The sequence below is a fragment of the Actinomycetota bacterium genome (assembly GCA_018334075.1).
In the GTDB taxonomy this organism is placed as follows: domain Bacteria; phylum Actinomycetota; class Coriobacteriia; order Anaerosomatales; family UBA912; genus JAGXSC01.
In genome coordinates this window covers 1-8,495 of sequence record JAGXSC010000027.1, presented here as the reverse complement: position 1 = coordinate 8,495, position 8,495 = coordinate 1, and the positions used below count along the sequence as shown (strand labels likewise).

The window sequence follows — 8,495 nt, the reverse complement described above, 5'->3', positions numbered from 1 at the left end:
CCCGCCGGTGCCAGTCACAGTAGTCAGTGCAGGTAGATCGGCTCGAGGTATCCCTCCTGCTGTCCGCACGGCGCGCGCCCGCAATCAGGAGGGGCTGGTTGCCCTTTCGCCGCTGGGTGAGCACGTCATAGCGAGCAAGAGCGGTCACTTCCCACAGATCAGCGAGCCGGGCCTGGTCATTGAGGTGATTCGATCTGCGGTGGTCTCGGCCAGGGGGTAATGGTTCACCTGCGCGTCAATCAGATGCCGCTGTGTCTCGGGCCAAATGACAGCGCTGTGTGAGGTAGGCTCGGGTCCGGAGCGGCCTCCCGGCTCCAACGACATATATGCTTGACATATATGCCAGCCGACGAGTACACTTGTCCTACTATGAAGAAGACCATGATGTACTTGCCCGATGACATGCACCGCTATCTGGCACGCGAGGCGTCCGAGCGCGGGACCTCGATGGCCGAGGTTGCTCGTGAGGCGATCGCCGAGTACCGTTCGCGCCGGGCTGCCGAGGTAGGAGTGGGAGCTTCTGCGTTGGTGGGGTGCGTAACCGACGATCTGCCCGACAGCGATCTTGCGTCTCAGGTGGACGAAGGGCTTGCCGAGTACTTCGGCGCGGGTGGAGAGTGGGAAGAGGGCAGCGGGCTGTGCGAGCGCTCGTAGACTCGAGTGTTCTTATCGCGGCGGCGCGACAGCGCGAGCGCCTTCACGGTGCGGCGATTGCAGCGATCTCGGCTGACGAACCACGGGGGCTTGGTACTCCGATCACGATCCTCGCCGAGACCATGAGCTTCCTGCATGCGCGCGTGGGGGTGGAAGGACAGCGGGCCTTCTGGGATGGGTTCATGCGTAGCGGCATCGAAATCATCGGTGTCGATCTTCAGCTGATGGAGCATGCCCGTGCCATCGATCGCGACTACGCTGACGCCGGGTTCGGGTTCGCTGACTGCACGCTGCTCGCTGCATGCGAGCGCGTCGGATGCGCACGAATACTGAGCTTCGATGCCCAGCTGCGCGTCTACCGCCCGAGCTTCGCGGGTGCGCTCGAAGTGGTGCCCTAGCGGATGAAGGTTATGATCAAGCACGTTGGCGGAATGGTGTTTCGTCAGAGGGGAGTGCCAGTTGCAGATCACGGAAGCGGTGCCTGGAGACTTGGCCCGCCCGGGCTCATTCGGGTGGCTTCTTCCCAAAATATGCGCGCAGAGCCTCGTTGGGATAAAGTCTTCCACCGCTCAGTCTATCCATGTCGGCGTTCTCAAGCGCTTCAATGCGAGTCTCCGGCCTGATGAAACGATTGTAGTACGACGCGTCGTATCGCTGTCCGTAGATGTTGAAAAGCACATTGAGTATCCCGCCTATGTACACGGCCTTCCCGTGCATCTCGTTTCTGATGAAGTCCCCGAGATACATTCCGTAGGATGCGCAGCTAAGCCACGCGATGTCGAAATCGAGCCTGCTGATGTCCTGGGCCATTAACTCACACTGCTCATGCCAGTTTTGTACGGAAACTTGCAACCTGTTTTTGGTGCCATCTCCCGTGTTATACGTGACCGGAGTCTGGTAGGGCAGAAGCTCAAAATCGGGATACTTGTAGTCAACGATCAACTCGTTACGGCGCCGGTTTTGGATCTCAATAGTACGTGAGAACGGACTGACTATCAGTATCCGTCTACCTTCGCCCCAGACCCTGAACGTGTCGAGGAATGGACGAACATCCTCCATGAACAGGTAGTTTATCAGCGATTTTCCCTGGCATACGTGCCGCAGGAGAGGTAGTTCATCCTTGTAGAAGACATTGTGGCCGAACTGGTTAGTGAGATGCTGTCCTGCATATAGCAGGCAATCGGCTCGCTCATAGCACTCAGTAAGGCATTCGAGATACCTGATGAAGTTCGAGTGGTCGCCCGCGAAATCGAAGTAACCGTTGAACTCGGATACTCGACGGACAGCGACCTCCCTTGCCAGAGGGTCTTCGTAGAGTCGAGGGTTTGCCCAGAAGCCCTTCACGGCTTCCCAATCGGATCCACCGATTCGCCCAACGAATACGGGAGTATCGCCGGAGAGGAGTGTCGTGAACATGCGGGCAACATGTGAATCGTACGGATTGGCGTAAATCTCTGCCCCCCGCAGTCTGCGAAACGGCCATGGGACAACTCTTCTGTAGACGTCGTACTGGTTCTCCATGCGTGCTTTGCTCAACGGAGCACGAATCCAGTACGGGACACTGCGTCGATAGGCCTGGCGTATTTGCCGCTTGGCGGCATGCGAAAGCCTCATGCGTTATCACTCCAGTTAGCTGATTCTTCAGCACCCTCCGAGGGGCAGTCCCAAGTCCGCGACGAAGTGGGACTCGTAGATTTTAGCAGCTTTTGTCCTCGCTCAGCGCGCGCGAGGTTTCCTTCCCCCGGCCGCGAGTTCGACCGCATTCGCGAACTACTTGTCACCGATGCGGTGCGGGACAAGCTCATTCGATGGGTGGAGGTAACGACGCAAGACCTTGACTAGCACTAGTCTGCGCGTCTACCGCCCGAGCTTCGCGGGTGCGCTCGAAGTGGTGCCCTAGCGGCCGCGGGTCGGGGACCCCACCACCGCTTGCTGGGTAAGCGGCAATAGCGTACGCTACCCTGTGCAATTCGGCGTACCAGGAGGTCTTTATGCAACCGCTGCGACTCGACGAGGGCATCCGACCCCCTTCTGGGATGCGGAGTTGCCATGCGGGCGGGCAGCGATGAGCGAGCAGCAGCAGCCTCTCGTTTCGATACTCACGCCCTCCTACAATCAGGCAGCCTGGCTTGGCGACAACCTGCGCTCGGTAGCGTGCCAGACGTACCCGCACATAGAACACATCGTCATGGACGGCGGCTCGACCGACGGCAGCGTGGGGATCCTCGAAACGGCTGGCGATGCGGTCATCTGGCGGAGCGAGCCCGACGAGGGACAGGCTCACGCCATCAACAAGGCGTTCACCTCCTCCTCCGGCGAGATTATCGGCTGGATCAACTCAGACGACGCCTACTTTGACTGCCAGGTGATTGAGGACGTGGTCGCCTACTTCGAGGCGCATCCTGAAGTCGACGTCGTGTACGGACACTGTGCTCAGACGACCGCGGGCGGTGGGATCATCCAGATTCTTTGGGCACCTCCCTACTCAGGGGAAATGCTCCGCACGATCAACCTGATCAGTCAGCCTACGGCCTTCATGCGACGGCGCGTGCTCTCCGAGCCCATGCTCGACGAGAGCTTCCACTTCACGATGGATTATGAGCTGTGGTTGCGCCTTGAGGCCTCAGGAGTGCTATTCGCCCGCATCCCGCGGATTACAGCCATCGACCGGCATCAGGCCGATCGCAAATCCTCGAACATCCTCGACGTGCACGCTGCAGACACCGAGCGGCTTGCCGAGCGCTACAACACGCGATCTGGCCCGGAGTGGAACCGAGAGCGCACGCGCTTCTACCTCACGCAGCGTGTTGCGGGTGCGCTGTTAATCCCTAGCGTTCGTCCGCCACTCGCGTTCACGCACCCGCGCGATCTCAAGAGGGGTTTGATTCGCCGACAACTCCTCACCCGCCGTTCGCGCTGGGCGGAGGAGTACCGGTGAGTCCGCTATGATGGGAGTGTTGCTTTCTCGATCCCGGAGAGGTTCACGATGACTCTGCGCCACATCGCACATCGCATCCTGCCGCCCGTGCTCGTCGACGCCGTCCGCGCCGTCCTTGGGCGCAAGGCCGCTCTGCCCGGACGCTTCGAAGTCGTAGGACCTGAATGGCCCACCGTCGAAGACATGAACCCGGGATGGATGGACTCCGGAATCGCTGCAACGCAGGCAGGGCGGTGGGAGGAGTTCTGTGCCGCATGCGAGGGGCCTGTGCCGCTCGACGTCGCACACGAAGCGACCGAGCCGATCCCTCGCAACATGGCTTTCCACAACACGTACATGACGTTCGGGTACGTACTCGCGCTCGCTGCGGCCGGTCGCGATAGGATTTCGATACTCGACTGGGGTGGTGGCCTTGGGCACTACGCCGTGCTTTCGAAGGCGCTGTTGCCTGAAACCCGGATTGAATATCACTGCAAGGACCTACCGGCCTTCTGCGATAAGGGGTCGACGCTGCTGCCGGAGGCGACGTTCTACTCCGATGATGCGTGTCTCTCGCGAACCTACGATCTGGTGGTCGCGAGTGGATCGCTGCAATGCTCGCGGGAGTGGCAGAAAGTCGCCGAAGGGCTTGCGGGCGCCACGGGGCGCTACCTGTACATCACTCGATTACCGGTCCTTCTTTCCACGCCTTCGGTGGTAGTACGTCAGCAGGCGCGCATCCAGGGGTTCAACGACGACCTTCTCGGCTGGTTCCTCAATCGCGACGACCTTCTCGGCCACCTCCAATCGCTTGGCATGGATCTCGTGCGCGAGTTCTACGTCGACGAGTATCCGCGCGTAGAGGGAGCGTCAGAGCAGGCCGACGTGCGAGGGTTCCTGTTCCGAGCCACAGGGGTATAGTGGTGAGCCGCTCGACTAACAAAGGCATCGACGCAGGTAGGGTCGGCCGTGTTCGGGGCTTAAGCTCGACAGAGCCGGGTGAGGTGACTCGGGCTGGGAGCGGGCTAGATCAGCCCTCCGGCGCGTCCCCAGAGGACGGCGCGCACCGCACCAGCGCTTCTTCGGAGAGTAGCTTGTAGAGGATGCGGTGTAGTGCCACCGCATCGTCCTGAGACAGTTTCACGCACGAGGCCACTTGCTCTGGAACGTAGGCGGCGGCGGTCTTCAGTGCGCCTCCCTCGCTGGTGAGCGATACGATAACGACACGCTCGTCATCCGAGGAGCGCCTACGGGCGACCCAACCCTGAGCCTCAAGCTTCTTGAGCACTGGGGTGATTGTCCCCGAGTCAAGGAACAGCCGCTCTCCCAGCTCCTTGACCGTCACAGCGTCCCGCTCCCACAACGCGAGCATGACTACGTATTGCGTGTAGGTGAGGCCCAGCGGATCGAGTGCAGGTCGGTACAGGCCTACGATGCGGCGGGCGGCCGCCCAGAGAGGGAAGCACAGCTGCCGATCAAGTCTGAGCATCTCATGTTCCACGTGCTGTTCTCCTAAGATCGGCACGTCCCCTTTTGGTGAGAGGGACGCGGGGCTTGACAGGGGAATCATATCATATACAATTAGGTTGTATACAATTCAATTGTGTAACACATAAGCACTAACCGCAAAAAAGAAAGGGGCACCACCGATGACACTAGCTGAGCTTCCCGTAGGCGTCGCCTGCACCATCAGGAGTGTGGCCGGCGCGATAAAAAATAGTGCGTACAACGTAGTGGCGGGTGTCGCCGAGGGCAGTGCCGTTCGCGTTCTTGCTCGTTACCCCGAGCGCAAGCCCCGCTTCGCCGAGGTAGAAATAGACGGTCGTTTCGTGGTCACCTTGCCGATACTCCTTACATCCGATGTTGCCCTCGATTGCGGATGTGCCTGAGGCGCGATATTAGCGCCATCGACGCAGACAAAGCCGGCCGTGTGAGGTATTCTCGGCTTGGAGTGTAGCGTGGCCGGTTTGCTGGAGCTTACCTAGGGAGAGCCTTCCGATGACAACGGACGATGACCTGAGAGCCGATCTTTGGCCGGCACTTCCGTTCGCGGAGTGGAAGGACACTGCAGCCACGTTGCACATGTGGATGCAGATCGTGGGGAAGATCCGGGTGGCGTGCGCTCCGTGGGTGAACCACCAATGGCACGTCACTCTTCACCTGACCTCCCGTGGGCTGACGAGTCGGCCGATCCCATGGCAGGGGCGTACTTTCCAGATCGACTTCGACTTTGTTGATCATATGGTCATCATTCTGGTTTCGGACGGCGCGAAAGAGCAACTGGATCTGCGACCGCGAAGTGTCGCGGAGTTTTACCATGAGCTCATGGCGAAGCTAAAGCGAGTGGGGATCGCCGTGGAGATACATGGCGTGCCCAATGAGGTTCCTAACCCGATTCCCTTCCGAGACAACGAGCGCGAGGGCGACTATCAGCCAGAGTACGCGAACCGCTTCTGGCGGATCCTGTCGAGCAGCGGGCTGGTGTTCGATGAGTTCAGGGGGGGCTTCATCGGGAAGTGCAGTCCGGTGCACTTCTTCTGGGGAGCTATGGATCTCGCGGTGACCCGGTTCAGCGGCACCCGTGCGCCTGCGCACCCCGGAGGCATCCCGCACTTTCCGGATTGGATCACGCGGGAGGCGTACTCCCATCAATTGAGCAGCGCTGGTTTCTGGGCAGGAGGCGAATCCTATCCAGAGCCGATATTCTACTCATACGCGTATCCGAGTCCGCCCGGGTTCTCGGAAGCCAAGGTGGGTCCGCAGGCGGCGCGGTGGGATTCAGGCCTAATGGAATTCGTTCTTCCGTACGATCAGGTCCGGGCGAGTCGATCTCCTCGTGAGGATCTGTTGGAGTTCCTGGAATCGACTTACGTAGCCGCTGCAGAGCTAGGCGGCTGGAACCGAGAGCAGTTGGAGTGGAAACCGGGCGAACGCCCCCCAGTTGGAGGGTTTGGTCGGGATGGCCGCTAAGGCGATAGGAGTGGCATGCTGATTCGAACCCTGCTGAAAAAAAGCGGCCCTCGTCATTCACGGGGACGAGGAAAAGTCTTCCAGTTCGGGGCATGTTTCCTAGCGGCCGCGCTCCTCATCGCCTCTTTACCGGTGGCGGTCGGGGAAAGCGTTCTGGCGCAGGAAAGCGCCCCGTGGCGCAAGGATATGGTCGACGAGACGCCGAGCCACTACTATCTCTGGTACCAAAACGCCGTGGCGGTGGCTCGCTACAACATCGATAATAGGCAGCGGGACAAGAACGGCATCGTTATGGTGGAGTACAGGCACCTCGACGCCCCAGTTTATAACCCTGTCACCGTCGCGATAGTGGCACTGCGAGCGAACGAGGCATACCTTCACCAGGGCGATACCGTTTTTCGCGAAGACTTTTTGCGGCATGCCCTCTGGCTTCGAGACGCCGGGATGGACACCGAGGGACGTTTTCCGTACCGGTTTCCTTACACGCGGCCAGGCACCACCAATCCGCCGTGGTACTCGGCCATGGCGCAAGGCCTGGGAATATCTGCGATGCTTAGGGCGTACGCGCTTACCGGAGACGAGACATTTCTAGAAGCCTCAAGGAGGGCGTTCAAGCCGTTCCTGGTAGATATCTCTCAGGGCGGGGTAGTGAGCGACGGCGGGAATTGGCTTGAGGAATACCCGGACGGGCATCAAGTTCTCAACGGGAAGCTGTTCGCGCTTTTCGGGCTCTACGACCTCTACAGGGCGACTGGCGATCTGCAGGTGAAGGAGCTGTTTCAAAAGGCTTCATCGCACCTCGCCGACAACCTTCATCTGTATGAAGCGAACGGGGCTGTGCTTTATGAGTTGTTCCCTAGGCGATATTCCCATCCGCTTTACTACCGTCTGCAGAACGAGCAGCTCCTTGTGCTATCGGAACTCACAGGCAACAGTGTCTTTGCCCAGGTGAGCCATCGCTGGTCGACCGAGTTCCGGGCTTACCCGGCGCCAGTGTTCAACGTTGCCCGTGAGCACCGGTCTGCGCAAGGGCGCACCACAAGGATCCATGGCCGCATAGACTACCTTTTCAGGGCCTATTTCCCGGTCAGGCCTTCAGTGCGGGTGAAGCAGGCTCGGGCTGATGGTGTAGGCGGATGGAGTACTGTCGCCGTCGTCGGACTGGACTTCACGGACGGTTTTACGGCCGAATTCACGTATGTCACACCGCCGCTGATCACCGATATGCGGTATCGCTTCGAGGTGCTAGGGGAGGCCTCGCTCGCCCAGTTCGGCTGTGACTACCCCATCACGGCATATGGCGAAACCACTGTACGGATGAGTCGGCCGAATGTCGCGAATGCGTGGGTCGTCAGCAATCCGGCAACCCCCAACGGGGATGGATGGAACGATCACGTCCACATCGGCTACGACCTTACCGGGGGCGAATCGTATGTCACGATTCAGCTGCTGAATGCCTCAGGTCAGGTTGTGGCTTCGCGCCGAGGGCGAACCGCCGGAGGCTTGCACGCTCCACAGAGGGACGGCCGCTGGTGGGCCCGCTTCGACCTCAAGGACAGCCGGGGAAGGGTGCTCCCCGACGGGATCTACCGCTATGTGGTGACGGCGACGGCGTCCGGCCTGCGGTCGTCACGCTCGGGGAACCTGTTCATCTCGCACAGATTGACCCTCGCCCCAGCGCTCGGAACACGCCCGGTCATATCCCGCATATGGGCTGCACCGACGCCTTTCACGCCGGGTCGGTCGCCAGAGCCGGTGACGCGCTTCGGATTCAACCTCTCGGAACCGGCCTGGGTGACCGTGAAGGTGTTCGACTCTCGCGGTGTCGCAAGGGTAGTCGTCAACAACGCGAGGCTTGGTGCCGGAAGACACTATCCGAGCTGGAACGGCAGGGATGCGCACAACAGGCTCCTGCCGCCCGGCAACTACGTCTACTATGTATTTGCAAGCAGCG

Annotated in this window: 10 protein-coding genes; 8 read left to right on the top strand and 2 right to left on the bottom strand. The window is 60.2% G+C overall.

The window, feature by feature from the left end; genetic code table 11:
* From KGZ89_04020 to KGZ89_04010, 3 genes are all read left to right on the top strand, one after another.
* Nucleotides 1-220 (top strand): alpha/beta hydrolase (locus KGZ89_04020; GenBank protein MBS3974014.1); only part of this gene is annotated, 220 nt, incomplete at its 5' end.
* Nucleotides 221-330: 110 nt separating this feature from the next.
* Nucleotides 331-654, top strand: coding sequence for a hypothetical protein (locus tag KGZ89_04015; GenBank protein MBS3974013.1), 324 nt, complete (start codon nt 331-333; stop codon nt 652-654).
* On the top strand, nt 639-1,052 hold the full coding sequence (locus KGZ89_04010) for a PIN domain-containing protein (GenBank protein MBS3974012.1): 414 nt from the start codon (nt 639-641) through the stop codon (nt 1,050-1,052). Before KGZ89_04015 ends, KGZ89_04010 begins: the two co-directional genes overlap by 16 nt.
* 106 nt (nt 1,053-1,158) lie before the next feature.
* Here KGZ89_04010 and KGZ89_04005 read toward each other — a convergent pair whose 3' ends face one another.
* The gene (locus KGZ89_04005) at nt 1,159-2,268 is read right to left on the bottom strand and encodes a hypothetical protein (GenBank protein MBS3974011.1); all 1,110 of its coding nucleotides are present in this window, start codon (nt 2,266-2,268) and stop codon (nt 1,159-1,161) included.
* Nucleotides 2,269-2,719: 451 nt separating this feature from the next.
* On the opposite strand from KGZ89_04005, the gene KGZ89_04000 reads away from it, so the two are divergent.
* Nucleotides 2,720-3,592, top strand: coding sequence for a glycosyltransferase (locus KGZ89_04000; GenBank protein ID MBS3974010.1), 873 nt, complete (start codon nt 2,720-2,722; stop codon nt 3,590-3,592).
* 48 nt (nt 3,593-3,640) lie between these two features.
* Nucleotides 3,641-4,492, top strand: coding sequence for a hypothetical protein (locus KGZ89_03995; GenBank protein MBS3974009.1), 852 nt, complete (start codon nt 3,641-3,643; stop codon nt 4,490-4,492).
* A gap of 109 nt (nt 4,493-4,601) precedes the next feature.
* On the opposite strand, the gene KGZ89_03990 is transcribed toward KGZ89_03995, so the two are convergent.
* Nucleotides 4,602-5,141 (bottom strand): MarR family transcriptional regulator, encoded by a 540-nt coding sequence (locus KGZ89_03990; protein ID MBS3974008.1) that lies wholly within the window; start codon nt 5,139-5,141, stop codon nt 4,602-4,604.
* 79 nt (nt 5,142-5,220) lie between these two features.
* Between KGZ89_03990 and KGZ89_03985 the strand changes: the two genes are divergently transcribed.
* From KGZ89_03985 to KGZ89_03975, 3 genes are all read left to right on the top strand, one after another.
* A complete protein-coding gene (locus KGZ89_03985) occupies nt 5,221-5,460 on the top strand; it encodes a FeoA domain-containing protein (protein ID MBS3974007.1) in 240 nt (79 codons plus the stop codon).
* A gap of 109 nt (nt 5,461-5,569) precedes the next feature.
* Nucleotides 5,570-6,541, top strand: a complete 972-nt coding sequence (locus tag KGZ89_03980) for a hypothetical protein (GenBank protein ID MBS3974006.1) — start codon at nt 5,570-5,572, stop codon at nt 6,539-6,541.
* 15 nt (nt 6,542-6,556) lie between these two features.
* Nucleotides 6,557-8,495: hypothetical protein (locus KGZ89_03975; protein ID MBS3974005.1), on the top strand; the 1,939-nt coding region annotated here is incomplete at its 3' end.

What these genes read in the sequence shown, in the direction of transcription:
- KGZ89_04000 (MBS3974010.1), top strand. Translation starts at nt 2,720, where the DNA reads ATGAGCGAGCAGCAGCAGCCTCTCGTTTCGATACTCACGCCCTCCTAC.
- KGZ89_03980 (MBS3974006.1), top strand. Translation starts at nt 5,570, where the DNA reads ATGACAACGGACGATGACCTGAGAGCCGATCTTTGGCCGGCACTTCCG.
- KGZ89_03990 (MBS3974008.1), bottom strand. Translation starts at nt 5,141, where the DNA reads ATGATTCCCCTGTCAAGCCCCGCGTCCCTCTCACCAAAAGGGGACGTG.
- KGZ89_03995 (MBS3974009.1), top strand. Translation starts at nt 3,641, where the DNA reads ATGACTCTGCGCCACATCGCACATCGCATCCTGCCGCCCGTGCTCGTC.
- KGZ89_03985 (MBS3974007.1), top strand. Translation starts at nt 5,221, where the DNA reads ATGACACTAGCTGAGCTTCCCGTAGGCGTCGCCTGCACCATCAGGAGT.
- KGZ89_04005 (MBS3974011.1), bottom strand. Translation starts at nt 2,268, where the DNA reads ATGAGGCTTTCGCATGCCGCCAAGCGGCAAATACGCCAGGCCTATCGA.